Raw genomic sequence first — 25155 nt, 5'->3', positions numbered from 1 at the left:
CTCTATACTTCGACCCGGGCGGCTCTCTTCGTATTCTTCCCGGCTTTTGCCGTAAAGACAAGCTCCCCGTCGGAAGCGCTGACGGACACCTGTGAACCTTCGGGGATCTCTCCTGCCAGGATCTTTTTGGCCAGGGGGTTCTCCAGTAAGCTCTGGATAGTCCGTTTTACCGGCCGGGCGCCGAAGGCGGGGTCGAATCCCTCGGCAGCGACCAGCTCTTTGGCTTTGGCGTCCAGCACAAGGGTCAGATTCCGCTCCTCCAGACGCTTTGCCAGGCGCTGCAGCTGAATATCGACAATCTTCAGGATCTGATCTTTCCCCAGGCGGCTGAAGATGATCGTCTCATCCAGGCGGTTCAGGAATTCAGGCTTAAACGAACCTTTTAAAAGCAGCTCGATCTTCTGCTTCACCTCCGCCGGATCCTCGACCTGGAGGATCAGGTCGCTCCCCAGGTTGCTGGTAAGGATTACGATGGCGTTGCGGAAGTCTACTACTCTGCCCTGGCCGTCGGTGAGCCGTCCGTCGTCCAGGAGCTGGAGGAGTACATTGAATACATCGGGATGGGCCTTCTCCACCTCGTCAAACAGAATGACCGAATAGGGCCGGCGCCGCACCGCTTCGGTCAGCTGGCCGCCCTGGTCGTAACCCACGTATCCGGGAGGCGCCCCGATAAGGCGGCTTACGGAAAACTTCTCCATGTACTCGCTCATGTCGATCCGGGTAAGGGCCCGCTCATCGTTGAAGAGAAAATCCGCCAAAGTCTTGGCAAGCTCCGTCTTGCCCACACCGGTGGGTCCCAGGAAAAGAAAGGAACCCAGGGGCCTCGCGGCATCGGAGAGGCCGGTCTTGTTGCGCCGGATCGCATCGCTGACTGCCTCGATCGCGTCGTCCTGGCCCACAACCCGCTCTTCCAGGATCTTTTCCAGTTTCAGATACTTGGCCATCTCCGAGGAGAGCATCTTGGACACGGGAATCCCCGTCCAGGTGGAGACTACCTGGGCTATATCCTCTTCCGAGACTTCCTCCCGCAAAAGACGATGGTCCCCTTTAAGTTCCTCCAGCTCTTTACTGCGGGCAGCGATCTGGGCATTGGCTTCCGGGATTTTTCCGTGTTTTATCTCCGCGGCCCTGGTAAAGTCGCCCTCCCGTTCGTAGCGGGTCTCCTGGAGCTTGTACTCCTCCAGCTTTGCCTTGAGGGAACGGATCTCGTCGATAATGTTCTTCTCGTTCTTCCACTGAAGCTGCATGGCATCCCGTTTATGGGTGAGCTCGTTCAGCTCCTCCTGCAGCTTAGCGAGCCGCTCCTTACTGGCGGCATCTTCTTCCCGGGAAAGGGCCTGTTTCTCTATGTTCAGCTGAAGAATACGCCGTTCAATCTGATCCAGCTCCGTGGGCTGGCTCTCTATTTCCATTTTCAGCCGGCTGGCCGCCTCGTCTACCAGGTCGATAGCCTTGTCCGGCAGAAAACGGCTTGTTATATAGCGGTCCGACAGGGTTGCCGCAGCGATCAGGGCGTCATCCCGGATACGAACCCCGTGGTGAACCTCGTAACGTTCCTGAATACCCCGCAGAATGGCAACGGTATCCTCCACCGAGGGTTCGGCGGTGTAGACCTGCTGGAAGCGGCGCTCCAGGGCAGCGTCCTTCTCGATGTGCTTGCGGTACTCATCCAGGGTAGTTGCACCGATGGCCCGCAGTTCACCCCTGGCCAGGGCCGGCTTGAGCAGGTTTGACGCGTCGGTGGACCCTTCAGCGGCCCCCGCCCCCACCAGGGTGTGAAGCTCATCGATGAAGAGTATGATCTGCCCGTCGGAAGCGGCGATCTCGTTGATGACAGCTTTCAGGCGCTCCTCGAACTCGCCGCGGAACTTGGCCCCTGCAATCAGGGCCCCCAGGTCCAGGGCCAGAAGACGCTTGTTTTTCAGGGAATCCGGAACGTCGCCGGAGACGATCCTTCTGGCCAGTCCCTCGACAATGGCGGTCTTACCGACTCCGGGTTCGCCGATTAATACCGGGTTGTTCTTGGTCCTGCGGCTCAGAACCTGCATAACCCGGCGGATCTCCTCATCCCGGCCGATTACCGGATCGAGCTTCTCCTTCCGGGCCAGGGCGGTGAGGTCTTTGCAGTACTTCTCCAGCACCTGGTAGCGTCCCTCCGGATCCTGATCGGTTACCCGCTGATTTCCCCGGATTGATTTCAATGCCGTGATAATCCTGTCCTTCGTCACTCCGTAACGGCGCAGCAGGTCAGCTGTACGGTTCTCGGCGGAACTCATGCTCATGAGGATATGTTCGGTGGAGACATACTCGTCCTTCAGGGACTCGGCATCCTTCTCCGCGCTGCTTAAAACCCGTGAAAGCTCCGGGGATATGGTAACTTGAGCTCCTTCCCCGGAGACCCTGGGCTTCGATGCGGATATCTGGGAAAGATCCCGTCTGAGGGTCCCGGCATTCACACCCAGGGAATCCAGAAGCGGGGGTACTACCCCGTCCTCCTGTTCCAACAGGGCCAGGAGCATATGGTCCACATCGATCTGGGCGTGTCCCGAGCGGTTGGCTTCAGAATGGGCAGCCTGCAGGGCCTCCTGGGTTTTGGTAGTCATCCTGTTGTATTGCATATATTCCTTCCTCATCTCCGTGTGTCACGGATTATATTCAATGGAGATTATGTACAAGTTTCTTTGTGTATGATTAATATAGCGATGAATCCCGGCGGGGGGCAACTTTTTTAAAACGGACTGCTCTCGGGCCAGCTACTCTTCGGCTTCCCTTTTCGCTGCCCGCTCTTCTTCCCTCTTGAGCATATACTCATGCTCCTCGACCACATCGCTTATAAGGTCCCTGATTTTCCATTCCAGATTGTTCTCTGTGGTCATGCAGAAGGCTACCTTCCGGGGTTCTGCAATATTTGCCTTTAAAAGGCGCATCAGGCCCAGTACTTCATCCTGGTCGAAGCCGTGAAACATGATCAGTTTTTCAGACATTGGGTCCTCCTAGGTCAGGTACAACAGTTCCTTCATCTTGATTATTCTGAACAGGGTCTGGTTTACCGGTACGGGTATGGAGTGCTTTTTTGCTCGTTCCATAAGTTTTCCCGCAAAGGCCTCGACCTCGGTCTTTCGTCGAGCCTCGACATCCTGAAGCATTGAGGTTTTCCCCTCCGGACCGAGCTTGTTCATTATGGAGTACCAGGCGGGGACATCCTCATCCCGCAGGTCCACACCTTCGGCCTTGGCGACCCGTACCGTTTCCAGCATGGCATCTTCCATCAATGCCTGCACGGTTTTATCGGCATGAAAGACCCCATAGGGAGCACCGGTTACGGCAGATACCTGGTTCATACCGATGTTGATCATCCACTTCCACCAGAGGGAACGGATAATATCCTCCGGTACATCCCAGGGGATTCCTGCAGTATCAAGGAGTGCGGTTAACTCGTTAAGGTCCCCGTCACGGGAATCGTTATTCTTCGTGCCCAGCAGAAGCTTTCCGGGGTTACTGTAATTGAGGCTGTTCCCCTCTTTAACTGCATCCATCCCCACGGCAACGCTGTAGAGCACCTTGGCCTGAGGGAACCTCTCTTCAATAAAGCGCTCGCTGTCGATACCGTTCAGCACCGAAACAACCAGAGTACCCTCTTCAAGAAGGGCATCCAGCAGCGGAACAATGGATTCAAGGTGGTGGTTCTTCACTGCCACCAGGACAATATCGGGCTTTTCGCCAAGCTGATCCGGAGAAAAAGCCTGGAACCTGTGTTCCTTTCCGTTGATGGAATAAACGGTTTCATTGATTCTTCGGACCCTGTCCCCTTCCGCGATAAAAAAAAGCTTGTCCTTCAGCAGGGTCGCCAGGGGTGCTCCGTACAACAGGCCTAAAGCGCCTGCGCCAATAACAGCAATCGAATTCATTAATCACCATGATATAACACAAGAAGGGATGAGGGCAATGCAATAAATAGTAGTTTCACAATATACGTTAACATGTTAATATATTGATAATGATATTCACTATATTTGCTCAATGCAACAAACGAAAGGAGAAGACTTATGGCAAAAAAAATTCTCGTAATCGGCGGCTCCGCCTCCGGTCCGAAGGCTGCGGCACGGGCCAGACGCCTCGATTTTGACGCTGAGATTATAATCCTGCAGAAGGCCCACGATCTTTCCATGGCCTCCTGCGGATATCCCTATTATGTTGGTGGTTTCTTTGACGACAGGAACCAGCTGCTCTGTACACCCACCGGGGTAGTCCGGGACCCGGTCTACTACATGAAGGCCAAGAACATAATCGCCAGGACCGATACGGAAGTTACCGGCATCGACCGTAAGGCAAAGAAGGTAACGGCAAAAAATCTGCTTTCCGGAGAGACCGAGACCTACGAGTATGACAAACTGATCCTGGCCATGGGGGCCACACCCAGAATGCCTCCTGTTCCGGGTATTGATCTGGACGGAATAACCACCCTGCAGTCCATGCCGGACGCCGATTATCTGCGCAAGGTTCGGGATGAGGGCAAGATACGAAAGGCCGTTGTCGTGGGCGGCGGCTTAATCGGAATAGAGACCTGCGAAGCCCTGCAGCTTGCGGGTATCAAGATTACCGTGGTGGAAATGCTGCCCCAGATACTGATGTTCCTGGACTGGCAGCTGGCAAAGATCCTTGAGAACCATGTCAAAGCCCATGCCGCGGATGTAATAACCGACAACGCTGTTTCGGCCTTCCTGGGGGATGAGAAGGGTAAACTCAGGGCGGTCAAACTGGCCAACGGAGATGAAATCCCCTGCGAAATGGCGGTAGTCGCCATAGGTGTAGTGCCGAATACAAAGATCGCAAAGGATGCGGGAATCGAAACAGGAAGAACCGGAGGAATCACGGTCAATGAGTACATGCAGACCAACGATCCCGATATATACGCTGTGGGTGACTGCACGGAAATCCCCCAGCGGCTGACCGGCTCCAACGTACATGCCCCCTACGGTGACCTGGCCAACCTGGAAGGGCGTGTTGCCGGGGAGAATGCCGCACGGGGCAACATTGTCACCTTCCCCGGAACCATTCAGACCGGCGTCTGCAAGGTCTTTGACTTTTCCGCCGGTTCCACGGGCATATCCAAAGCCCAGGCCGAGAAACTGGGTTACAGGAATGTGGTTTCCGTTACAACCTCGGGCCCCGATAAACCGGGCTTTATGGGGGCAAAGATTCTGATCAACAGGATGATTGCCGACGGAGATTCGGGAAAGATCCTGGGTTTTCAGTGTATCGGGATGGCCGATGCCAGCAAACAGATCGGTATGGCGGCAATGGCGATCATGGGGGGACTTACCGTTGACCAGCTGGTCAACGCCGATCTGCCCTACGCCCCTCCCTTCTCCCTGGCCATCGACAACATCGTCGCCTGTGCCCATGCCCTGCAGAACAAGATCAGAGGCCTGATGGAGGGCTGTTCGGCGGTAGAGGTCAAGGCAAAACTGGATAAGGGGGAAAAGCCTTTCATAATCGATACCCGCAGCCCCGAGGAGTGGGAAGAGATGCGCTTAGGTGTAGGAGAACACCTGATCCCTGTAGGCGCGTTGCGCCACCGGCTCAATGAGCTGCCGGAAGACAAGAACACCGAAATCATCACCTACTGCAAGATATCCCTGAGGGGTTATGAAGCCGCCCGGACATTGATTGCCAACGGCTACACAAACGTCAAGGTAATGGAAGGCGGTCTGATGGCCTGGCCTTACCACAGGGAGAAATAACTCTTCTGCTGTACAGCCTGTTAATCCCTGAAAAGGTCAAGAACCTCTTCGGAGGAACGGGCAGAGCTCAGCAGCCTCATGAAGGAGGCGGAGCGGGAAATCTTGGCGACCTCCGACAGGGCCTCGACATGGGGACCCGACTGGTCGGGGGGAGCCAGCAGCAAAAAGAAGACCCTGGTCGGTTTGCCGTCCAGAGAGTCAAAATCGACCCCCTGGGGGGCTACTCCCAGGGCAAGGGTCAAAGATGAGACCAGGTCGGTCTTGGCATGAGGAACGGCGATTCCCTCTCCCAGGCCGGTACTCCCCTGGTCTTCCCTCTGTCGAATCGCTCTAAAGGCTTTATCGAGGTCGCTGATTCGCCCGGAATCATACAGAAGGGTCAGAAGCTCCAGGATAATATCGTTTTTTTCCGTCTTTTCAAGCGGGGCTTTTACATTGTCGGGATACAGCATATCGGCAATGGCCATGGTTCAACCTTCCTTATCTTAACCTAGAGTTCTTCATAGAGCGACCAGATACGCTCCTCGTCCTTCGCTATTATAACGGTACAGTCCACACTTCGGACCGCCCTTTCCACCTCATTGTAGATCTCATCCCGACGGCTCTGAACCCGGGACAGGGCACCGATGACCAGGGTATCGATTTCCAGTTCCCGCACGGCCTTTTTAATTTCCGTCAGAACCGATCCTTCCACCTTGCGCCTGGCCAGAGGAACATTCTTGGCAGAGGCGAGTTCAGCCGCATGATTCAGATATCGCTCGGCATCAGCCTCCAGATCCCTGGCGTATTCCTGCTCCTCCGACTCGATAAAAATCCTGGCCCGAAGCAGATCCTGCAGGGCCCTGGTATTTACCACGTAAAGGGCATGCAGGGTGGCACTGCTGCTTTTTGCCAGGCATACGGCATACTCGGCGGCGGTAACGGACTCTTCGGTACCGTCAATATAGACAAGAATTCGTGATATTACATCGGACATGCTGGTGTACCTACCTTTTTTTCTTTTCAAGACGGTTTTTAACCATCTTCATCAGGATGATCATGTCCCGTTCATTCTCCTCCAGGCGGCTGCTGATAAAACGCACCGTCTCCTGGAGGTCGGGAATCGCGATCTTTTCCAGGGCGTTGACCTTCCGGATGGTCTTCTTGACCTCGTTGGCCAGGCGCATGATGGAAATTTTCAGTTCCGCCAGACGTCCCATGAGTTCCAGGGCTGTCTTGAAGCGGGAGATGCTGATATCGATCCAGAAGCTGGTATCCAGGGGAGAAAAATAGGGCGGATGCTCCTGATAGGAGGTCTCCACCTGGGGAAGAGAGACCCCCATGATGCGACGTTCGCTGATCTTTATGGAAGAGCTGATATTGACGGCACTGGCGATGGAGACGGTCCTGCGCTTTCCCATGGCAAGGGCCGCGGACTGGTAGCTCGAATAGGCCTCAGCCAGGGCGGTGTCCACCTTCTCCTGATAATCAACGGTCTGGTCTATCAGGTTCAGAAGCTCGTTGATCAGGATATTCCTCTTCTGATCCAGCAGGTCATAGCCGAGCCGGGCGAACTCAAGCTCATTCTTCAGTTTAAGGAGATTGGTCTTGGTTGGAGCAATACCGCCGCCGGCCATACCTAGCGTTTCTCCGCCGTCCTGCCGTAGTATTCGTCGATCTCTTCCTCGGTAACCCGGTGAAGCTCTTCCGCCGGCAGTTTGCTCAAGACCTCCCAACCCAGATCCAGGGTATGCTCGATGGGCCGATCCTCGTCTGATCCCTGGGTAACGAAGTGCTTTTCGAAGGCTTCGCCGAACTCCATGTACTGGCGGTCCAGGGGGGTGAGTTCCTCTTCTCCGATAACCGAGGCCAGGTTGCGCACATCCTTGACGTAACTGTAAGCCGCGAAGAGCTGGCTCGCCAGATGAGGATGATCCGCCCGGGTCATGCCCTCCCCGATTCCGTCCTTCATGAGCCGCGACAGGGAGGGGAGCCCTGCAACAGGCGGATATATTCCCCGGCCGTGCATCTCCCGTTCAAAGACAATCTGCCCCTCGGTAATATACCCTGACAGGTCCGGGATCGGATGGGAGATATCATCGTTGGGCATGGTCAGAATCGGCAACTGGGTAATGGAGCCCTTGAAGCCCTTCAGCATTCCCGAGCGTTCGTAAATCTCCGCGAGATCGGAATAGAGATACCCGGGGTAGCCTTTACGGGAGGGAATCTCCCCCCGCAGGGTGGAAATCTCCCTCAAGGATTCGCAGTAGTTGGACATGTCGGTCATGATGACCAGCACGTGCATATCCTCCCGGAAGGCCAGATGCTCCGCCAGGGTCAGGGCGCTTCTGGGGGTTATGAGCCGCTCGATGGAGGGATCATCCGCCAGGGAGAGAAAGAGGGCCACGTTCTCCAGGGAGCCGGACTCCTCGAAGGAGGAGATAAAATAACGGGCCACGTCGTGCTTGACCCCCATTGCGGCGAAGACCACTGCAAAATCGCTTTTTCCTCCCTGTATCTTCGCCTGCCGGGCGATCTGGGCGGCGAGCTCGTTGTGGGGCAGACCGCTTCCGGAGAAGATTGGGAGTTTCTGTCCCCGGATCAGGGTATTCATGCCGTCGATGGCGGAGATTCCGGTCTGGATAAAGTCCCGGGGATACTCCCTGGCAGTGGGGTTGATGGGGCGGCCGTTTACATCCTCCCGGGCATCCCCCACGGGGGCGGGACCGCCATCGGCCGGTTCTCCCAGCCCGTTGAAAACGCGGCCCAGCATGGACCGGCTTACATCCAGCCGGTGGGGCTCCCCCAGAAAGCGTACCCTGGTCGAAGGAAGGGTCATGGAGGCGGTACCGGAAAAAACCTGGACCACCACCACATCCTCCGAGGTATCCAGCACCATTCCGAGACGCACAGCCCCGGAAGAGTCGGTACACTCCACCAGTTCGCGGTACCCCACCGGATGGGTTTTGCGTATAAAAATCAGCGGCCCGTCGATTTCGTCGATTCCCACATACTCCCGGCCGGAACTCAGTTGTACAGTATCCGATTCAGACATAGATCGCCTCCAGTTTGTCGATGGACCGTTCCAGCCTGGCTGCCAGTCTGTCTATGCTTTCCACGTCTTCGTTGGCGACGGTGAATTTCATCTTGATAATCTCCTGAAGCACCTTCATGCGCCGCAGTTTTACCAGGGTTACACCCCGCCGGATTGCCTCGTTTCCCCGACGCCAGTAGAGGAGAATCAGCTCAAGCATACGCTGCTGCTTCTCCACGGTGGAAAAACGGTCGATGTCGTCAAAGGCGTTCTGCTGCAGAAAGGCGTTTTTGAAAACACTGCAGACCTCGATAACAAAGCGCTGGCTGTCCGGCAGGGCGTCGGGGCCCACCAGCTTGACCACCTGCTGCAGGCGCACCTCCCGCTGCAGGAGGTCGAGCATCTCCCGGCGGTCTTCCTTCCAGGCGCTTCCCACCCGTTCCTCCCACCAGGGGAGTACATCGTTCAGGTATTCGCTGTAGCTGTCGAGCCAGGAGATGGCCGGATAGTGGCGTGCATTGGCCAGCTGCCGGTCGAGCCCCCAGAAACAGCGCACAAAGCGCCGGGTATGCTGGGTGACGGGCTCGGAGAAATCACCCCCCGGGGGCGAGACTGCCCCTATAATGGTGACCGAGCCTTCTTCGTGTCCCAGGGTCTCCATATAGCCCGCCCGTTCGTAGAACTCGGCAATGCGGGTCGGGAGGTAGGCGGGAAAGCCCTCCTCGGCGGGCATCTCCTCCATACGTCCCGAGAGCTCCCGCAGTGCCTCGGCCCAGCGGGAGGTGGAGTCGGCCATTATGGCGACATGATAGCCCTGGTCGCGGTAGTATTCCGCCAGGGTCACCCCGGTGTAGATGCTGGCCTCCCGGGCGGAGACGGGCATGTTCGAGGTGTTTGCTATCAGGATGGTGCGGTTCATGAGACTCAGACCGCTCCGGGGATCTACAAGACGGGGGAACTCCGTCAGAACATCGGTCATCTCGTTGCCCCGTTCCCCGCAGCCGATGTAGACGATGATATCCGCATCGCACCACTTGGCAATGGCGTGCTGGGTCATGGTCTTCCCGGTACCGAAACCGCCGGGAATCGAGACGGTGCCTCCCTTGGCCAGGGGAAAAAGGGTATCGATGACCCGCTGGCCTGTTATGAGGGGAGTCGCCAGGGGCAGCCTTCCGCCTGATGGCCGGGCTTTCCGGATCGGCCAGCGCTGCACCATGCTGAGCTCCCGCAGGCCGGAAGCGGTTTCCACCTTGAGGATTACATCCTCGACCCGGTACTCCCCCGCCCCGGCGGCCCAGACGATCCGTCCGCTGCAGTCCGGTGGAGCGGGAATACGGTGCAGTACCTGTTCGGTCTCCTGAACGGTGCCGATTATCCTTCCTTCCGTGAGGGCTTCCCCCTCTTTTAAAAGAGGGGTATAGGACCAGCTGCGATCCCGGTTCAGGGAGGGTACGCTTATCCCCCGGCTGATGTACTCCCGGGAAATTTTATAGATCTCCTCCAGGGGTCGTTGAATACCGTCATAAATAGTCCCCAGCAGTCCGGGACCGAGTTCCACGCTCAGGGGCATGCCTGAACCGTAGATATTCTCTCCCGGACGTATGCCGGTGGTATCCTCGTAGACCTGGATAATGCCCCTGGAGCCCGAGAGCTTGGTAACCTCCCCGACAATCCGGACTTCCCCGACCTCGACCATCTCGAGCATCCCGGCGTCGGTAATTCCTTCGGCCTCCACAACCGGCCCGTTGACCCGCCGTACCCTGCCAATAATCCTGTCCGCTTCTTTTTTACTCATGATGCCTTTCCATCTTGCCCTTCGATCTCCCCGGCGATTATCCGTACAAGCTCCCGGCGCTGCCGCCGCATTCTCGCTTCGAAGCGGTTGTCAAAAACCATTCTGCCCGAAGGGTCCCTGCACACAATGCCGGGACCTGTCGCAGTGTCGTCCTCCTGCAGTTCAAGAGCGGTCTTCAGACCCCGCCGGGAAAGAAGCTCCTGTGCTTCCGCGAGAAGTTCCCGGTCGATGCGTCCCTTCCCGGAGGAGGGAACACACACCAGAACCTTAGCGGTTCCGATTCCTTCGGCGGCCTCGGCGATCAGTTCCCTGCAGATATCCCGATACCCGGGGCTCTGCTCAAGCTGCAGCAGCCGCTTCCTGAGCTGTTCAAGGAGCTCTTCGTTGAGCCTTTCCCGGGCTCTCAGTTCGATGCGCCGAAGTTCCGCCGCCACGGCTGTCTCTCCGGCTTTCAGCACCGAGCGGCGCTGAGTCTCCGCCCGCTGTCGGGCCTCCTCGAGTATCCTGCGGCACTGGTTTTCCGTGGACTGCTTCAGTTCTTCGGCCTTCTGTTCGGCTTCTGATCGGATACGTTCCGCCTCTGCTCCGGCCTCACCGAGGATTCCATCCAGAATGGGGAGTCCGGTATCTGCACTGTTGTCTCTCATGATGACATCCTTGACCTGTTTTCAGGAAAGATTGATGCCGATGGCTTTGTTCACCATCTCCCGCAGAGCAGGACGTTCCGGGTCCCTTCCCCTGCGGCCGGGGATCTCCACAATCAGGGGGAAATGCTCGCTGAAGATATACCGGTCTATCCGGGTGCGGATCAGATCCGCGGCATCCTCGGTGATGATGATTATACCGGTCTCTCCGGAGGAGATAGCTTCGTTAAAAGCCGACTCTGCCTCTGCAGCTGTCCCGGCTACCCTTCCGGGAACACCGACCATGGCAAAACCGAGGACCGCATCCTCATCACCGATCAGGAAATAATTCATTCCCCCTGATTTCCCTTAAATCTTTCCCAGAATCATCAGGGCGGTAATAAACCCGAAGACCACGAGTCCCTCGGCCAGGGCGATGAAGATCAGGGCCTGGCCTGCAATCTCAGGCTTCTCCCCAATGGCGCCCATGGCTGCCGCACCGACATGGCTTATAGCGATCCCCGCACCTATGGCCCCGAGACCGAAGGCCAGGGCCGCGGCTATGAGTCCGAACTGCTGGACCCCCGGGTCAACCGCCGCTGCAGCTTCTGCTGATGCCGCCTGATCGGTATCGGCAAAAAGCCCTGTCACGGATACCAGACTGATAATTGCCATAACGATGACCATTATCATCAGCCGCATTGAAACCTGTTGTCTGAATTTCTTTCGTACATCCATTGTATGCTCCTTGCTTACATGCTGCTCCGGAGGGAGATCGGGGCATAGGCCCTTCCCGAACCGGTAAAATATTTAGAGAAAAACTCGTAATAGTTCAGCCTCAGGGATTGAATACCCGCAGAGAGGCCTTCCAGGGTGATTACCAGAATATTGCCCGTCAGCAGGATCAGCAGGGACCAGAAAGAGAATGAGCCCGACGGGGAGGCCATTGAGGCAATCTGGTCAAAGGCTGTCATAAGGCTGACGTGGGCGATACCGAGGCCCGCAACCCGCATGAAGGAGAGGGTGTTGGCCAGGTAACCGGAAAAAATCTCCAGCAGTTCCACAATCCACTCCATCAGAAAGGTCATGATCGCGGTAAACCCCAGGCCGGCCCCCTTTGTCCTGTGGCGCAGCCGGTGGATCGGGTGCTTGAAGAAAAGAAGCAGCGCCGGTATGCCAAAACCTGCCAGCAGTACCGCATCCGACGGAAGCTCCCTGTAGCCGCTGCCGGCAAAGAAGAAGGCGGCGTATATACCCCATGCGTAGATCCAGGCCCCGAGGATTCCTCCCTTTTCAAAGGTCAGGGAGAACCAGTCCCGCTTTTTGAACAGATTGATCCAGTTCAAAAGGAGCCCCGTGGCCAGTACCGCTATGCCGAAAACAATGGTAATGAAGAGAATATCGTAGACCGACCGTACGGCAGGGTTTCCGCTGGAATGACCAGAGACCAGGGCATGATAATTGAACCAGAGAGGCGGCAGCCAGGGACGGCCGAACCAGGAACCGAAAAGGGTACCCGAAACAACCGCCGCAGCACCGCAATAGGCAATGAGGGTAAAGAGCCGGCGCATCTTACCGGCAATTCCCGGAATCAGACGGGGCCCCAGGAGTCCGATCAATATCAGGACAAGGCCCTGCCCCGCATCGGCGAACATCAGACCGAACATGCTCAGAAAAGCCACGGCCACAAAGGGAGTGGGGTCCACCGAACCGTACTCGGGGATGGCATAATTCTCCACCAGCATCTCGAAGGGTTTCAGGAAACCGGGATTATGAAGCTCCACAGGTGCCGGGACCTTTCCTCCCGTGGAAGTCCGGACCTCACCGGCCTCGTGCCATTCGATCCAGCAGCGGGAGTTCGACGCTTTCCGTATCACCGCTTCCAGGGATGAGGTTTTGTCAGCCGGGACCCAGCCGGTAAAAAGGACGGTTCGTTCTGTATGGGAAAAGTTCGACCTGATCTGAATAAGCTTTTCGTGTACCGCCAGGCTTACCCACTGTTCCTGCAGACGGGAACGCTTATCCTCCAGCATACCTTTATACTCTTCAGCCGCAGCCTGCTGCTGCTTACGGAGCGCCTCCTTCCGGGACTCAAGCTCCTTGAGGGCTTCAACGTGATGCTTCTGCCCGCCGGCCTCCGGAAGCTTTTCCTCCCGCCAGCCGTACTCTTCGAGGATCGAAAGGATCTCCCGGGAGTCCCTTCGCAGAGAGATGACCATCAGGGGAAGACGCCCCTCCCTTTCCGGCAGGTCCATCAGAACCGAGGGAAAGCGGTGGATACGCTCCCGGGCCTGCACCCGAAAGCCCGGTACGATGCTGCCGGTCCTGACGGATATGAAGGAATCCTCCCGCCGGGCAAGCTTTTCTATACCCCCGGGATCAGGCCCTTCCCCGGGCAGCTCGAAATGATGCCAGAGGTCATCCAGCTTCATCAGCTCCTGGTTCAGTTCCCGCTGACGGTTCCTGATCTCCTGCAGGCCTGCGGCAAGATGGTTAAGACCGTTTTCAATTTCATCAATATCGAGATCCGGTACCGTCTCAAGGCTCAAGGGGGCTGTTTTCAGGGAGAAACCCGGCATTGAGGAGGTCAGATTCTCGATCCTGAGCCGGTCGTCCCTGAGTCGGGAGGCGGATTTTTCTCCGCCCTTTTCAGCCTCGGAGCCCCTCTCAAACGACGAAGCTCCTTCAGGGAGGAACTCCTCTATCCGGACAAAATCAAGAAGACCGACCTTCAGGAGTTCTCTGGAAACCGCCTCGGAATCCCTGCGCAGCACTACAGCGGTAAGATGCCGCATGGTTGAGGTAAACATCAGAGATACCTCCCGATTGTCTCTTCTCCAAGGCCGTAGTATTTCGCGTTCAGAATTGTAGAAAGGCGCCGGACCTCACGGCTTCGAATACTGAAGTAGGCAAGAATTATACCCACGGAAAAAGGGTCTCCCCCCAGGAGCCTGCTTACTTCCTTGAAAAGGACCTGGCGCAGGTACTCTTCCAGCAGGAGCAGCCGTGACGACGCATCCCCGGAGGAACTGAAGGAGGACAATTCCGGATATCCCTGCAGAGCTTCAGGTGGCAGGTCCCGGGAATCCTGGGTGCCGAGGGAGGACAAAGCCGCTTCAGGATCGATGCGGTATCCCCCGGAAATCAGGCAGCCTCTGATCCGGTCTGCTTCGAAGCCGTAAAAGCTGCGGAAACGGACAATCCGCTCCAGATTTTCAAGATCAATTTCCATTCCCAGGATCCGTGCCACCACAGCCCGGTCCTCATCCCCCAACCCGGCAGAGGCCTCCCTTACGCGGGAATAATAGAAGCGGTCGAGGTCCGTCTCCAGAGAAAAGAGGGAACGGGAACTGATGATTTCCTCGGCGTTGGCAGAAACCAGGGACGCATAGGGAGTGCCTTCCAGGGCAACCTGAAGAGCCTCGAGGTCAGCGGAGTTGACAATCTGGTTGATATCCATTCCATGGTAAATGGTTCCCTGATACATATAGCCCAGGGGAGAACTGATGTCCCTTCGGCGAACAGTACGGTCCAGCCAGAGCCGCAGGGCTTCCTTGAGATTCTCTATTTCGGGACGAAGCAGCAGGGCATTGACAAAGACAAGCAGCTCACCGTCAACCATTTTCTGGATCTCCCGGTAAAAATGAAGTTCCATGGAAAACAGCTCCAGTTCAACGAGCTTGAGGTCTCCGGTTTCAGCATAGATACGCTCGAGGGGGGCGAAGGGAGTCTCCTTCAGAAGCTGTACCGCCTCGTTGGGGGTGGCAGTACGGCTCAAACGGATAAAAAACTCATCCGGCAGAACCAGGCTCAAACGGGTTTTGAGCTTGGCGTTGATAAAGGCGTAACGGTCGAGTCTGCCCCGGCTCATAGACGACCTGTGGTCCCCTTGAAAGGCAGAACCCTGGATACGAGTTTTTCCAGAAGGACCTCGGAGCCTTCACGGAGCCTCTGTTCACGGGTCTCTGCATTGCCGCGTGCTTCGTCCAGGGTTTTTTCCCGGTAAGCCTTCGCCTCTGAACGGGCCTCGGAAAGGGCGGTCTGGATGATCTTTTTAGCCTCGGCCCGGGCATCGGCAAGACGCTCTGATGATTCCTGTTCGCTCTGCTTCCGGAGCTTTCCAGCTTCCTCTCGGGCGGTCTCTATGAGTTTCTGGGCGGTCTTTTCGGTCTCTTCGACTTTTCTGATTATCTCATTCACTGTTTTCCGTACTCACATCACTTTCTCTGTACGCGACTGGTCTGTCGGCAGAATCATCATAGCGCAGCAGAGAATGTAGTGCAAGCACACATGCACGGTTAAAATATCAGCCGTAAACCTGGCACAATCCCCTCATATACCCCAGGGCATAGGCCATTCCGGCATGCCAGGGAGCGGCACAGCTCATCTGCGGGGTATGGTCAGGGATAATAACCCCGTCGTAGCCGTTCTCCACAAGGATACGGATAATGCGGGGCATATCGATGTCACCTTCGTCAACAAAAACCTCGTGGTATTCGGGAATCTTGCCCACAACATTACGAAAATGAATATAGGCGACTTTCCTCTCCCTGACGAGCTCTTCGGTTAAACGGTACACATCGCTTCCCTGCATCTCCTGAACCGTACCCAGGCACAGTTCTGCCCTGCTTGCAGGACTCTCCACCAGACCGAAGAGCTTCCGGTAAAGTGCATCCCGGTAGATCAGCCGCGGCTGCCGGCGTACCCGCTCCGCGGGAGGATCATCCGGATGGGCGGCCATGGTAACGCCGGCCTCCTCGGCCACGGGAACAACGCGCTCCAGAAAATAGCGCAGCCGTTCCCAGAGTTCCTCGTGGGAAATCTCCGGGAGCATCTCTCCGGTACGGGTGCTTTCGTAGGCCATATTCCAGACCATTCCTTTCGGTATCGGGGTATCATCCACACCGGAGACCCCCACCGACTCCGCGCCGCCCCGGGCAAAGGGACCGTGAACCCGGCCGGCAACACCGGCCAGGCTGAAGTTATATCCCATTACAGATATGCCGGCCTGGCCCATGTTGCGAATGATCTCCCTGATCCATTCAATCTGTTCATCCCTCCGGGGACCGGCAAGGAGTACATCGTACCAGTGGGCAGGATCAAAGTTTTCCAGGGCATAGAGATCAATGCCGTGAGCCGCCATGCGTTTCTTCAAATCAGTCAGGGAAGAGACGCTCCAGATCTCCCGATCCCCGGAGGTACTCCCCCAGCCGTTCTCGCCGTCAATGGGCTGATCATCCGTGACGGGTGCGCCTTTCAGCTGTCCGGTGTAGTCTGTCAGGTGTACAACCGCGTGGGTAGCACCCGCCTGCCGGGCAAAGCGGTAGTTGTCGTCATTCAGCATATGCCGGTAAAATCCAAAACCGATTTTCAGGCTGCTCTTCATTCATTACTCCTTCTGAAGGGTTAAATATCGTAAATCAATCCCCAAAAGTACAGTCCCCTCAGGTTTCCACGCCGACAGGGCTTGTTTATGCGGATTACATACAGGGTACCTCAACAACAGAATATACCCTCTTGACAATCCGGTCTTGAACTATTTGCATATAGGGCACCTCTAAAAACGTGGTATTTTTTCCATAGTCAAGGAGGAAAGATTTTGTAGCGCCCGCAAACTCTTGTGGTAACAAGAGTTGAGGACCGCGGGAAATCTTGACATCGCAGGATATGGGAAAAAGAGTAGTTGGTAGAGGTGCCACTCAGAATAAAAGGAGAGGAAGAGATGGATTTTTTCGAAGTCATTGAGAAACGCTTCAGTGTCCGTGGATATATTGACAGGGAAGTAGAACAGGAAAAACTCGACAGGATTCTCGAGGCAGGCCGCCTTGCGCCGACGGCATGCAATCTGCAGGCCTTCAGGATTCTGGTTATCCCGACAGAAAAGTACGCAGAAAGGCTGAAGAAGATCTATTCCAGCTCCTTTTTCAGCAAGGCACCTCTGGTACTCGGGGTCTATGCGGATTACGATGCATGCTGGGTCCGGGGTGACGGAAAAAATTACGCCTATGTGGACGCCGCCATCGTAATGGACCACATGATACTGGCCGCTGCAGCCCAGGGGCTCGGTACCTGCTGGATCGGGGCCTTCGACAGCCAGGCGGCCAGAGATTTCGCCGGGTTCGGTCCGCAATGGGAGCCGGTGGCTTTTACTCCCCTGGGATATACCGAACGGACTCCCCGGGAGAAACAGCGGAAGAATCTCGATGACCTGGTAAGGTATATGTAAACACCTGCGGCCAACACCACAATTCATGGATCATCCGCTCCACAGCCTCCTCTCCAGACAGTCGGCTGTCGGCCGTAGCTTGCAAAAGCCCTGAGGATGCAGAATACTGGATACCATATGACCCGACACAGCGCTTCCGGCGAACAACCGGACCTTACGATGTTTTTTTCCCTCAGCCCTGACCTGCTCTGCATCGCAGATACAAGCGGAATCATCCTCAAAACAAATATGGCCTGGAAAGATATTCTGGGGTACGAACCGGAAACCATGGAAGGAATAAATTTCCTGGAATTTATACATCCTTCCGAGAGAAAACAGACCCTTGCTGCTGTTCGCAGGAACCTGAACAGCGCAGGCTCCATAGCTTCCTTTGAAAACCGGATACAACACACCGAAGGCGGCTATCATGACCTCGAATGGCGGGCCATCAGACGAGACAAGCTTATCTACGCAACAGCCAGGGATGTAACAGAGCGAAAGCGGGCCGAACACAGCCTTCTGCTGCTTTCCAAGGCAGTTGAACACAACCCTGTCTCGGTAGTCATAACGGATACATCGGGAACAATCTCCTACGTCAACGAAAAATTCACCGAATTGACCGGCTATAAACCGGATGAAGCCATAGGTGAGAACCCCGGCATACTGAAATCGGGCGAACAGGATTGCGCCTTTTATACAGATCTCTGGAATGCCATCAGTTCGGGGAAAAGCTGGAGGGGAGTCTTCCATAACAGGAAAAAAAACGGAGAACTCTACTGGGAGTCCGCACTTATTGCTCCTATTTTAAAGGAGTCCGGAGAAATTTCCAATTATGTGGCCATAAAAGAGGACATCACCCTCAGGAAATCAATCGAAGACAAACTGCGACAGAGCAATGAGCTTTTAAATCTGTTTTTCCGCCAGTCCCTTGACGGATTCTTCTTCATGATGCTGGACCGGCCCCTGGAGTGGAATGAGTCGACAGACAAGGATGCGGCTCTGGACTATGCCTTTTCCCATCAGAAGATAACGCGAATCAACCGGGCAATGCTGGATCAGTACGGAGCGGAGGAAGAGAATTTTATCGGACTGACCCCCGCCGATTTTTATCAGCACGATATGGAGTACGGCAAAAAAGTCTGGAGAGAGTTCTTCGATAACGGAACGCTCCATGTGGACACTACGGAAAAGAAATTCGACGGAACACCGATGACCATCGAGGGAGACTATATCTGTCTCTACGATGAAGAAGGCAGGATCACAGGACACTTCGGTGTACAGAGAGATGTTTCCTTCGAGAGAGAAGTCAAGGAGAAGCTTCGGGAAAGCGAAGAACGCTTCAGACAACTGGCGGAGAATATTGACCAGATATTCTTTCTGCGTACGGAACACAGAATGCTCTATGTAAGCCCCGCGTATGAAAAAATCTTCGGGCGAAGCTGTCAGAGTCTGTACGACAATCCAGATTCTTATCAGGAAGTCATCCATCCGGAGGACAAAAACGAGGTTCTGCGCTGGTATACGGAGGACAAATCCGAATATGAGTACAGAATCATTTTACCAGACGGCAGCGAACGCTGGATTTGGGCCTCCACATTTCCAGTGCACAGCTCCAGCGGAGATACTCAGCGGATAGCCGGAATCGCCAGAGACATAAGTGAGCGTAAACAGCTGGAGAAGCAGCTTCATGAAGTCTCCATCAGAGACACCCTCACCGGCCTGTACAACCGCAGGCATCTCTTCGAGATTCTGGGAGCCTTGATTGAAAAGGTTGAACGCGGGGAAGAAATATTCTCCCTGGCAATTCTGGATATCGACCATTTCAAGTCCATAAATGACAACTACGGCCATGTCGCCGGAGACCTGGTCCTGAAGGAATTTGCACAAATACTCTCCCGGAGCATTCGCGGATACGATACCCTGGGCCGTTTCGGGGGCGAAGAGTTTCTTATTGTGTTCACCGGAATGGCACAGGAAAAAGCCCATAAAATGATGGACAGAATACTTGCCGCCGTCAGAGAAATGTCGATTCCCTACGGGGAAGCAGCAATCAGCTTTACCTTCAGCTGCGGTATTGCAGATTCAAGGGTCTGCATGCAGCAGGGGTGCGATCTGGAAAAGATTATCAACGAGGCGGACACCAAGCTGTACCGGGCAAAAAGGGCAGGCAGGAACCGGATTTACTCTTCCTGACCGTGGATTCACAACGAATCAGGACCCGGAAGAATACCATGCGCACACGACACGGAAACAGTATACCCATGACGCGAATGGTGTTACCATCGACCCATGAAGCTGGACCGCCTGCTGTCGGAGATCATTTTTCTGCTGAACCGGGAGATGGTCAGTGCCTCCTCCCTGGCTGAACGTTTCGGTGTTTCCAGGCGGACCATACAGCGGGACATGGAGTGCATCGAACTCGCGGGAATTCCCATCTTTACCCTGCAGGGCCCCCAGGGAGGCTATGGAATAGTGGAATCCTACAAGATGGAACGCCAGCTGATGAGCGTCGACGATTTCTACTACATTGTAACAGCTTTGAAAGGGGTTGCCGGTTCCCTGGATGACGAACACCTGGACAGCACCCTGCAGAAAGTGCAGACCCTTCTGCCCAGGACATCAACCGATATCTTCTTCGGCAGGAACGAGAAGCTGTCCCTGGACTTCAGTATGCTTGGCGGCGATCAGAGACACCGGGAAGCCTTCAAGATTGTACGGGAAGCTGTGGAACATGAACGTCTGCTGCGGTTTCGCTATACCAATAACAAACTGGAATCCACCACCCGAATCGTGGAACCCCTCACAATCGCTTTTCGCTGGAGATCCTGGTACCTGTACGCCTACTGCAGAAACAGGGAAGACTACCGCCTGTTCAGAATATCCCGCATCCAGGACCCGGAAATACTGGCATCGATCATACACCGCAGAGAGCTCTCCTTTGAGCAGTTCCTGGAAGATAATTACCGGAAAGTCTCTACCGAAGCCCTTGAAATTGAGCTGAAATTCGCCCCGATCATGCGGGCCATGGTGGAGGAGTACTACGAACCAAGGCTGTGCCGTATTCTGGATGACGGAAGTCTGCTTGTCCGAACAAGGATGCCCGAAGACGGATGGCTCTACGGTTACATACTCTCCTTTGGTGAATATGTGGAGGTTCTGAAGCCCCATCGGCTGCGGAAGATTATTGCGGAAACTGCGGGAAAAATAGAAAAAATTTACTGATCCTGTTTTTAATTACGACAGACAGCTGTCGCATACCCCGTGCCATTATAAACTCATCATACAATAACAGGAGAAAATCATGGAAATCAGAGAAGTCAAAGAACAGCGCACCCTGGCAATGCGCTTTACCACCCCCGTGAGCAAACTGTCTGCGATCATGGGTCAGCATTACGGAGAGATCGCCGCCTTCATGCAGCAGAAGGGAATTCCCTTTGCCGGCGCTCCCTTTGCTCTTTACCACAATATGGACATGGAGGCCCTGGATGTGGAGATCGGGTTTCCGGTCCAGAAGGCCGTCGAAGGAGACGACAGAATTCAGGCTGGGACCCTGCCGGGAGGCAGGGTCCTGTATACCCTGTACACTGGACCCTACTCCGAAATAGAGAAACCCTACGGAGAGCTGATGGACTATATACAGAAACACAAGCTGAAAACCGCATCAGTCAGCTACGAGTATTACCTGAACGATCCGGCAACGACCCCGGAAAAGGAGCTCCGGACGGAGATCTACTTCCCTCTGGAAGATTAGTATTCACAGATCCCGGACACTTGCACCGGGCCGGAAGCTCCCTGTAGAATGGACAGATGTTTGTGGTACCCCTTCCTCTGCCGCCGTTTTCCCGCATTGAAAAGCTGTACATGCCGAGAATCAGGCGGTATGAAAGGGCTCTGGTCCGGATGCATAAGGAACTGGAAAACCTCTTTGCGGAACAGGATCTGAAAGTAACCATCAAGTACCGGGTTAAATCCCTGAAAAATCTCTATGATAAGCTGTGCCGCAGACTTTCATCCCTGCCGGCGGGGACACGCCATATCATTCCCACTGATCTGATGGGAATGCGAATTGTGTGCCCCTTCCTGTCTGATATAGATACGGCAGCCCGACTGATCGAAACCAAGTTTTCCGTAACAGAGAAAGAACAGAAGGGTGCTGATTTAGGGTTCAAGGAATTCGGCTACGAGTCGCTTCATTTTCTGATCCGTTGTCCTGATACAATCAGGGATAAAGAAAAACTGAGTCCCGATACAGTTATAGAAATCCAGGTGCGGACCCTGCTGCAGGACGCCTGGGCAGAGGTTGAGCACCGGCTCATTTACAAATCGGAGTTCTCGCCTCTGGACGAGCCCCTGAAAAGACGTCTTGCGGCATTGAACGCAAACCTCACCCTGTCGGATATTATGTTTCAGGAAATCAGAGATTATCAGGAAACCCTGCATGATCAGCTGCGGCAACGCAGGCATGCCTTCTGGAACAAACTGAATGTCCTCGAGGATTCGCCCTTCAGCATGGAAGAGGAGGAAAAAAGCGATCGACAGGAAGGACCGGTCCCCCGCAATAACGACGAAAGACTCCTCGAAGCCCTGCTCGCCCATAACGAAGGGGACCTGGAACGGGCAGTGGAGATTTACAGTGTAATTTTGGAGAATGAACTTCGCCGGGACCTCCGATCCATCGTCTATGTTCATCGGGGAATGGCCTATTTTACCAAGGATGATCTTGCAGCTGCTGAGAGGGACTTCTCACAGTCCATCGGTGAGGATCCTGAAAACAGCAAGGGATACCTGTATCTGGGACTCGTAAAGGCGGTGCAGCAGGAATACAGGGCAGCCTTTGACAACTTCGACCAGGCCCTGATCCATGATCCCTTTTCCCAGGACGCCCTGCTTGAACGGGCCAAGCTTTTTCATAAAATCGGTGACATTGTCAGCTGCAGCAGCGATTGCCGCCGCATACTGGACATTAATCCGGGAAATAAAAAAGCACAGGAACTCCTGGAGCAGGTATAGATCGTCTTTTTATCCGATTCTCGCGTCCGCAGGTCCAAAAAATGGTGTTTTCTTGTTAACTCCCCTGTTACGGGTTATATATTACAGCATCACACTTGGCGCCGGCGGAGAAAAGGGATGGAAAGATCACGAAACGTTTTACCTGACAGCATCATGAAGCATCTGTACGAAGCGGCGGAAGCCTTCGGACTCGAAACGGACGAAGATACGATTGCCCGGCTGGGGGCCTGCTGGCTCGAAAAGAAGGACGCCTTCGACAATCTGATAATCGAAAAGGGAATGGACGATGTCGGTTCCTTCAGCAGCACCGACAACAGGGGCGCCCTTATGCTGACATATTCAGGCTCCCTGGTTTCTGTCGGTCCGCTGACCGATGACGGTCGCATAATCGAGTATACCAGCATAGGCTTCCGCGGAGACGTACCCCCCTCGCTGTCCAGAAACAGCTGTTCTCTTTCTTCCGACGGGGAAGTCGACAAGCCCCTTACGTTTCAGAATGGTCCGCTCAAGCAGACCTCACGAATTTTCAGAATAGCCGTATGTCCGGAAAGCCTGTCCGCCGCGGACCAGAGCAGGCTCCTGGGCCAGACCTCCGCCTTCATTGCCGAATCCTTTGCGGGGATCAATCAGGACGCCATAAAAAACAGCTGAAAGAGACATTGCCTGAAGCTCAAGCTTCCGGTTCCGGAAAATAGCCCCTCTGAACAGCGATCTTCAGCAGCTTCTGCACAAAATCCCAGATTCGGGGGGACCCCTCCGCGATCTGTCTGTTCTTCTCGATCACCATGGCACAGGAAATGTTGTTTTTTTTCCAGGTAAAGCCTTCATTGAGAAAGTTTTGAAGCAGGGGTTCAAGACGATCGAATACGGCGGCAAAACGGGCTTCATTCGACTGACGGGCCTCGAATTCATGCCAGACCCCGATAAAATAATCCCGCTGGTCGGCATCCAGCATGCCGAAAATCCTCCGCGCCGCCTTCTCCTCCTCGATATGGGCGGATTCCCGTGCTTCCGCGTACAGAAAGGTATCCCCCGCATCGATCTCGACGATATCATGGATAAGGAGCATAACCAGGACCTTCTCGATATTTACCTCAAAGTCCGCGTACTCCTTCAGAAGGATCGCCATCAGGCTGATTGTCCATGAGTGCTCCGCGTCATTTTCGAAACGGGAAGCATCAAAAAGCCGGGACTTTCGCAGGATGTTCTTGACTTTGTCTATCTCGACAAGAAAATCAAGCTGTCTCTCCAGGCGACTGTTATCAGTGATTCCAAAATCTGCCGACATGCTATCCTCCTTCTCAGATCCAGTCCTTGCAGACATCGATCCAGGATTCAGCCCGGGAATATCTCTCCAGCTCCTCCGGGCTGAGCTCTATAGCGCTGTTGCTGCTCCCGCAGGCGGGAAAGACCGTGGTAAACCTCTTCAGGGAGAAATCGAGATACACCGGCGTACCCTCGGGCACGGCGAAGGGGCACACCCCGCCCACCCGGTGCCCGGTTAATGCTTCCACCTGCTCCGGGCTTAGCATCTTTGCCTTTTTACCGAAGAGCTTTTTGTATTTCGCGTTATCGATCCTTGCATCCCCGGCCGTCACGATTAATACACATCTGTCATCCAGCAGAAAGGACATCGTTTTGGCAATTCGTTTCGGCTCGCAGCTCAAAGCCCTGGCCGCAAGCTCGACGGTGGCGCTTGAGACATCAAACTCGAGGATCCTGTCTTCCATATTCAAGGTGCTGAAATATTCCCTGACTGACTCAATTGACATGAACTCATCCTTTAGCGTGGGGTCGCGTGAATTCTGATATACCATAGAGCAGACCGGCAAGAAAGGGAACACCCATAAACACAGGAATCTCGCCTTCGGTTATCATACCTGCAGCAAAACCGATACTGAGGGGCATAAGCACCAGCACAGCGCCCAATTTCTCATACCTCCAGCCGAGCCCCAGGCCGATAAACATCAGCGGGAATATAATCAGCCAGAGATTATCCAGTGTGGAATAAGCGGGATCAGCAAAAGGCAGAGGACTCCCGTATCCGAAATAAAAAGGAAGGCCTATAAGAATTATAAGGGCAGACAGAATCCGAGCTGTCCAGCGGATTACCCTTGTACTGATAAAACCAATCATACTTCTTTGCCTGTGTATGAGTAATCTAACGGACGAAATCCGCAGCTGTCAACACAGATTCGTCTCAATGAACACAGCTATCCGGAACCGTAAAAAGGATCGAAAAATCCGGATAACTCCCTTGATTTCCTCGTATATTTATGACTATTTTTGTTAGTTATAGTATAGTCTGGAAATGCCTGTTCGAGGAGGCAGCAATGAGCGAAAAAATTACCGTCGAAACACAAGTAGAAAAAGATACGCCCTCGGTCTGGAACAGCTGGACATCTCCGGAACATATTATCCACTGGAATTTCGCTTCTCACGACTGGATATGTCCGCATGCAGAAAACAATCTGAAACCGGGCGGCAGATTTTCTTATCGTATGGAAGCAAAGGACGGGAGCGGGGGATTCGATTTTTCCGGGGAGTACCTTCTCGTTGATGTCAATAAGACCATCGAGTTCTCCCTTGATGACGGCAGAAAAACTACCGTCCGATTTTCATCTGTTGATGATGCTACGAAAATTGAAGAAACCTTCGATGCAGACAAATCGACTCCGTTGGAAATGCAGAAAAATGGTTGGCAGGCAATATTGGATAATTTCAAGAAATACACAGAAGGATTATAAATCCGGAGGAAAATCCTA

At 54.6% G+C, this 25155-nt stretch carries 26 protein-coding genes; 8 read left to right on the top strand and 18 right to left on the bottom strand.

Going from position 1 to position 25155, the window contains the following annotated elements:
- Nucleotides 1-2 precede the first annotated feature (2 nt).
- From clpB to B4O97_RS14285, 3 genes are all read right to left on the bottom strand, one after another.
- Nucleotides 3-2618: an ATP-dependent chaperone ClpB gene (gene clpB / locus B4O97_RS14295; RefSeq protein ID WP_083051843.1), complete on the bottom strand. Its 2616-nt coding sequence runs from the start codon at nucleotides 2616-2618 to the stop codon at nucleotides 3-5.
- Between the two features lie 135 nt (nucleotides 2619-2753).
- The gene (locus B4O97_RS14290; protein WP_083051820.1) at nucleotides 2754-2984 is read right to left on the bottom strand and encodes a DUF3783 domain-containing protein; all 231 of its coding nucleotides are present in this window, start codon (nucleotides 2982-2984) and stop codon (nucleotides 2754-2756) included.
- Nucleotides 2985-2993: 9 nt separating this feature from the next.
- Nucleotides 2994-3908 (bottom strand): ketopantoate reductase family protein, encoded by a 915-nt coding sequence (locus B4O97_RS14285; protein WP_083051819.1) that lies wholly within the window; start codon nucleotides 3906-3908, stop codon nucleotides 2994-2996.
- A 138-nt stretch (nucleotides 3909-4046) separates the two neighbouring features.
- Here B4O97_RS14285 and B4O97_RS14280 point away from each other — a divergent pair, with 138 nt between their 5' ends.
- Entirely contained in the window at nucleotides 4047-5744 is a 1698-nt protein-coding gene (locus B4O97_RS14280) for an FAD-dependent oxidoreductase (RefSeq protein WP_083051817.1), read from the top strand.
- Nucleotides 5745-5764: 20 nt separating this feature from the next.
- Here B4O97_RS14280 and B4O97_RS14275 read toward each other — a convergent pair whose 3' ends face one another.
- The 12 genes from B4O97_RS14275 to B4O97_RS14220 form a co-directional block, all read right to left on the bottom strand.
- Entirely contained in the window at nucleotides 5765-6211 is a 447-nt protein-coding gene (locus B4O97_RS14275) for a PTS sugar transporter subunit IIA (RefSeq protein WP_083051816.1), read from the bottom strand.
- A 23-nt stretch (nucleotides 6212-6234) separates the two neighbouring features.
- A complete protein-coding gene (locus tag B4O97_RS14270) occupies nucleotides 6235-6720 on the bottom strand; it encodes a universal stress protein (protein ID WP_083051814.1) in 486 nt (161 codons plus the stop codon).
- Between the two features lie 10 nt (nucleotides 6721-6730).
- Entirely contained in the window at nucleotides 6731-7360 is a 630-nt protein-coding gene (locus B4O97_RS14265; RefSeq protein ID WP_083051813.1) for a V-type ATP synthase subunit D, read from the bottom strand.
- A gap of 2 nt (nucleotides 7361-7362) precedes the next feature.
- The gene (locus B4O97_RS14260) at nucleotides 7363-8778 is read right to left on the bottom strand and encodes a V-type ATP synthase subunit B (protein ID WP_083051811.1); all 1416 of its coding nucleotides are present in this window, start codon (nucleotides 8776-8778) and stop codon (nucleotides 7363-7365) included.
- Complete coding sequence (locus B4O97_RS14255; protein WP_083051810.1) at nucleotides 8771-10552, bottom strand: V-type ATP synthase subunit A; 1782 nt, start codon at nucleotides 10550-10552, stop codon at nucleotides 8771-8773. Before B4O97_RS14255 ends, B4O97_RS14260 begins: the two co-directional genes overlap by 8 nt.
- Nucleotides 10549-11199: a V-type ATP synthase subunit E gene (locus tag B4O97_RS14250; protein WP_083051808.1), complete on the bottom strand. Its 651-nt coding sequence runs from the start codon at nucleotides 11197-11199 to the stop codon at nucleotides 10549-10551. Before B4O97_RS14250 ends, B4O97_RS14255 begins: the two co-directional genes overlap by 4 nt.
- A gap of 21 nt (nucleotides 11200-11220) precedes the next feature.
- Nucleotides 11221-11529, bottom strand: a complete 309-nt coding sequence (locus tag B4O97_RS14245; RefSeq protein ID WP_083051807.1) for a V-type ATP synthase subunit F — start codon at nucleotides 11527-11529, stop codon at nucleotides 11221-11223.
- A 15-nt stretch (nucleotides 11530-11544) separates the two neighbouring features.
- The gene (locus B4O97_RS14240; protein ID WP_083051805.1) at nucleotides 11545-11913 is read right to left on the bottom strand and encodes an ATP synthase subunit C; all 369 of its coding nucleotides are present in this window, start codon (nucleotides 11911-11913) and stop codon (nucleotides 11545-11547) included.
- A 14-nt stretch (nucleotides 11914-11927) separates the two neighbouring features.
- Nucleotides 11928-13985, bottom strand: coding sequence for a V-type ATP synthase subunit I (locus B4O97_RS14235; protein WP_083051804.1), 2058 nt, complete (start codon nucleotides 13983-13985; stop codon nucleotides 11928-11930).
- Nucleotides 13985-15046 carry a V-type ATPase subunit gene (locus B4O97_RS14230; RefSeq protein WP_083051802.1) on the bottom strand — a complete coding sequence of 354 codons (1062 nt, stop codon included), beginning with the start codon at nucleotides 15044-15046 and terminating at the stop codon, nucleotides 13985-13987. Before B4O97_RS14230 ends, B4O97_RS14235 begins: the two co-directional genes overlap by 1 nt.
- On the bottom strand, nucleotides 15043-15375 hold the full coding sequence (locus B4O97_RS14225; protein WP_083051800.1) for an SPFH domain-containing protein: 333 nt from the start codon (nucleotides 15373-15375) through the stop codon (nucleotides 15043-15045). The genes B4O97_RS14230 and B4O97_RS14225 overlap by 4 nt, the downstream gene beginning before the upstream one ends.
- Before the next feature lie 106 nt (nucleotides 15376-15481).
- A complete protein-coding gene (locus tag B4O97_RS14220; protein WP_198947084.1) occupies nucleotides 15482-16561 on the bottom strand; it encodes a mannonate dehydratase in 1080 nt (359 codons plus the stop codon).
- A 336-nt stretch (nucleotides 16562-16897) separates the two neighbouring features.
- Between B4O97_RS14220 and B4O97_RS14215 the strand changes: the two genes are divergently transcribed.
- The 6 genes from B4O97_RS14215 (at nucleotide 16898) to B4O97_RS14190 (ending at nucleotide 23041) form a co-directional block, all read left to right on the top strand.
- The gene (locus tag B4O97_RS14215) at nucleotides 16898-17401 is read left to right on the top strand and encodes a nitroreductase family protein (protein WP_083051798.1); all 504 of its coding nucleotides are present in this window, start codon (nucleotides 16898-16900) and stop codon (nucleotides 17399-17401) included.
- 117 nt (nucleotides 17402-17518) lie between these two features.
- Entirely contained in the window at nucleotides 17519-19573 is a 2055-nt protein-coding gene (locus B4O97_RS14210) for a PAS domain S-box protein (RefSeq protein ID WP_158084310.1), read from the top strand.
- 96 nt (nucleotides 19574-19669) lie between these two features.
- Complete coding sequence (locus B4O97_RS14205; protein ID WP_083051795.1) at nucleotides 19670-20602, top strand: helix-turn-helix transcriptional regulator; 933 nt, start codon at nucleotides 19670-19672, stop codon at nucleotides 20600-20602.
- A gap of 79 nt (nucleotides 20603-20681) precedes the next feature.
- Nucleotides 20682-21131, top strand: coding sequence for a GyrI-like domain-containing protein (locus tag B4O97_RS14200; protein ID WP_083051793.1), 450 nt, complete (start codon nucleotides 20682-20684; stop codon nucleotides 21129-21131).
- Between the two features lie 56 nt (nucleotides 21132-21187).
- Nucleotides 21188-22390 (top strand): hypothetical protein, encoded by a 1203-nt coding sequence (locus B4O97_RS14195; RefSeq protein ID WP_083051792.1) that lies wholly within the window; start codon nucleotides 21188-21190, stop codon nucleotides 22388-22390.
- A gap of 117 nt (nucleotides 22391-22507) precedes the next feature.
- Nucleotides 22508-23041 carry a hypothetical protein gene (locus B4O97_RS14190; protein ID WP_083051790.1) on the top strand — a complete coding sequence of 178 codons (534 nt, stop codon included), beginning with the start codon at nucleotides 22508-22510 and terminating at the stop codon, nucleotides 23039-23041.
- A gap of 19 nt (nucleotides 23042-23060) precedes the next feature.
- On the opposite strand, the gene B4O97_RS14185 is transcribed toward B4O97_RS14190, so the two are convergent.
- The 3 genes from B4O97_RS14185 to B4O97_RS14175 are packed head-to-tail and all read right to left on the bottom strand — an operon-like array spanning nucleotide 23061 to nucleotide 24526.
- Nucleotides 23061-23678 carry an HD domain-containing protein gene (locus B4O97_RS14185; RefSeq protein ID WP_083051789.1) on the bottom strand — a complete coding sequence of 206 codons (618 nt, stop codon included), beginning with the start codon at nucleotides 23676-23678 and terminating at the stop codon, nucleotides 23061-23063.
- A 13-nt stretch (nucleotides 23679-23691) separates the two neighbouring features.
- A complete protein-coding gene (locus B4O97_RS14180) occupies nucleotides 23692-24162 on the bottom strand; it encodes a YbaK/EbsC family protein (protein ID WP_083051787.1) in 471 nt (156 codons plus the stop codon).
- Nucleotides 24163-24166: 4 nt separating this feature from the next.
- Nucleotides 24167-24526 (bottom strand): DUF7670 domain-containing protein, encoded by a 360-nt coding sequence (locus tag B4O97_RS14175; RefSeq protein WP_083051786.1) that lies wholly within the window; start codon nucleotides 24524-24526, stop codon nucleotides 24167-24169.
- 197 nt (nucleotides 24527-24723) lie between these two features.
- Between B4O97_RS14175 and B4O97_RS14170 the strand changes: the two genes are divergently transcribed.
- The gene (locus tag B4O97_RS14170) at nucleotides 24724-25137 is read left to right on the top strand and encodes an SRPBCC domain-containing protein (protein WP_083051784.1); all 414 of its coding nucleotides are present in this window, start codon (nucleotides 24724-24726) and stop codon (nucleotides 25135-25137) included.
- Nucleotides 25138-25155 lie beyond the last annotated feature (18 nt).

This window comes from Marispirochaeta aestuarii, from assembly GCF_002087085.1.
GTDB lineage: Bacteria > Spirochaetota > Spirochaetia > JC444 > Marispirochaetaceae > Marispirochaeta > Marispirochaeta aestuarii.
Note: the sequence above shows the minus strand (reverse complement) of the source record. Positions and strands in the feature narration are given on the sequence as shown.

Bases quoted from the DNA above. Each gene is read 5' to 3' on its own strand.
- B4O97_RS14260 (WP_083051811.1), bottom strand. From the start codon at position 8,778: ATGTCTGAATCGGATACTGTACAACTGAGTTCCGGCCGGGAGTATGTG.
- B4O97_RS14210 (WP_158084310.1), top strand. From the start codon at position 17,519: ATGACCCGACACAGCGCTTCCGGCGAACAACCGGACCTTACGATGTTT.
- B4O97_RS14175 (WP_083051786.1), bottom strand. From the start codon at position 24,526: ATGATTGGTTTTATCAGTACAAGGGTAATCCGCTGGACAGCTCGGATT.
- B4O97_RS14240 (WP_083051805.1), bottom strand. From the start codon at position 11,913: ATGGATGTACGAAAGAAATTCAGACAACAGGTTTCAATGCGGCTGATG.
- B4O97_RS14170 (WP_083051784.1), top strand. From the start codon at position 24,724: ATGAGCGAAAAAATTACCGTCGAAACACAAGTAGAAAAAGATACGCCC.
- B4O97_RS14180 (WP_083051787.1), bottom strand. From the start codon at position 24,162: ATGTCAATTGAGTCAGTCAGGGAATATTTCAGCACCTTGAATATGGAA.
- B4O97_RS14275 (WP_083051816.1), bottom strand. From the start codon at position 6,211: ATGGCCATTGCCGATATGCTGTATCCCGACAATGTAAAAGCCCCGCTT.
- B4O97_RS14245 (WP_083051807.1), bottom strand. From the start codon at position 11,529: ATGAATTATTTCCTGATCGGTGATGAGGATGCGGTCCTCGGTTTTGCC.
- B4O97_RS14255 (WP_083051810.1), bottom strand. From the start codon at position 10,552: ATGAGTAAAAAAGAAGCGGACAGGATTATTGGCAGGGTACGGCGGGTC.
- B4O97_RS14230 (WP_083051802.1), bottom strand. From the start codon at position 15,046: ATGAGCCGGGGCAGACTCGACCGTTACGCCTTTATCAACGCCAAGCTC.
- B4O97_RS14215 (WP_083051798.1), top strand. From the start codon at position 16,898: ATGGATTTTTTCGAAGTCATTGAGAAACGCTTCAGTGTCCGTGGATAT.
- clpB (WP_083051843.1), bottom strand. From the start codon at position 2,618: ATGCAATACAACAGGATGACTACCAAAACCCAGGAGGCCCTGCAGGCT.
- B4O97_RS14285 (WP_083051819.1), bottom strand. From the start codon at position 3,908: ATGAATTCGATTGCTGTTATTGGCGCAGGCGCTTTAGGCCTGTTGTAC.
- B4O97_RS14205 (WP_083051795.1), top strand. From the start codon at position 19,670: ATGAAGCTGGACCGCCTGCTGTCGGAGATCATTTTTCTGCTGAACCGG.
- B4O97_RS14195 (WP_083051792.1), top strand. From the start codon at position 21,188: ATGTTTGTGGTACCCCTTCCTCTGCCGCCGTTTTCCCGCATTGAAAAG.
- B4O97_RS14250 (WP_083051808.1), bottom strand. From the start codon at position 11,199: ATGAGAGACAACAGTGCAGATACCGGACTCCCCATTCTGGATGGAATC.
- B4O97_RS14200 (WP_083051793.1), top strand. From the start codon at position 20,682: ATGGAAATCAGAGAAGTCAAAGAACAGCGCACCCTGGCAATGCGCTTT.
- B4O97_RS14280 (WP_083051817.1), top strand. From the start codon at position 4,047: ATGGCAAAAAAAATTCTCGTAATCGGCGGCTCCGCCTCCGGTCCGAAG.
- B4O97_RS14185 (WP_083051789.1), bottom strand. From the start codon at position 23,678: ATGTCGGCAGATTTTGGAATCACTGATAACAGTCGCCTGGAGAGACAG.
- B4O97_RS14190 (WP_083051790.1), top strand. From the start codon at position 22,508: ATGGAAAGATCACGAAACGTTTTACCTGACAGCATCATGAAGCATCTG.
- B4O97_RS14235 (WP_083051804.1), bottom strand. From the start codon at position 13,985: ATGTTTACCTCAACCATGCGGCATCTTACCGCTGTAGTGCTGCGCAGG.
- B4O97_RS14265 (WP_083051813.1), bottom strand. From the start codon at position 7,360: ATGGCCGGCGGCGGTATTGCTCCAACCAAGACCAATCTCCTTAAACTG.
- B4O97_RS14290 (WP_083051820.1), bottom strand. From the start codon at position 2,984: ATGTCTGAAAAACTGATCATGTTTCACGGCTTCGACCAGGATGAAGTA.
- B4O97_RS14270 (WP_083051814.1), bottom strand. From the start codon at position 6,720: ATGTCCGATGTAATATCACGAATTCTTGTCTATATTGACGGTACCGAA.
- B4O97_RS14220 (WP_198947084.1), bottom strand. From the start codon at position 16,561: ATGAAGAGCAGCCTGAAAATCGGTTTTGGATTTTACCGGCATATGCTG.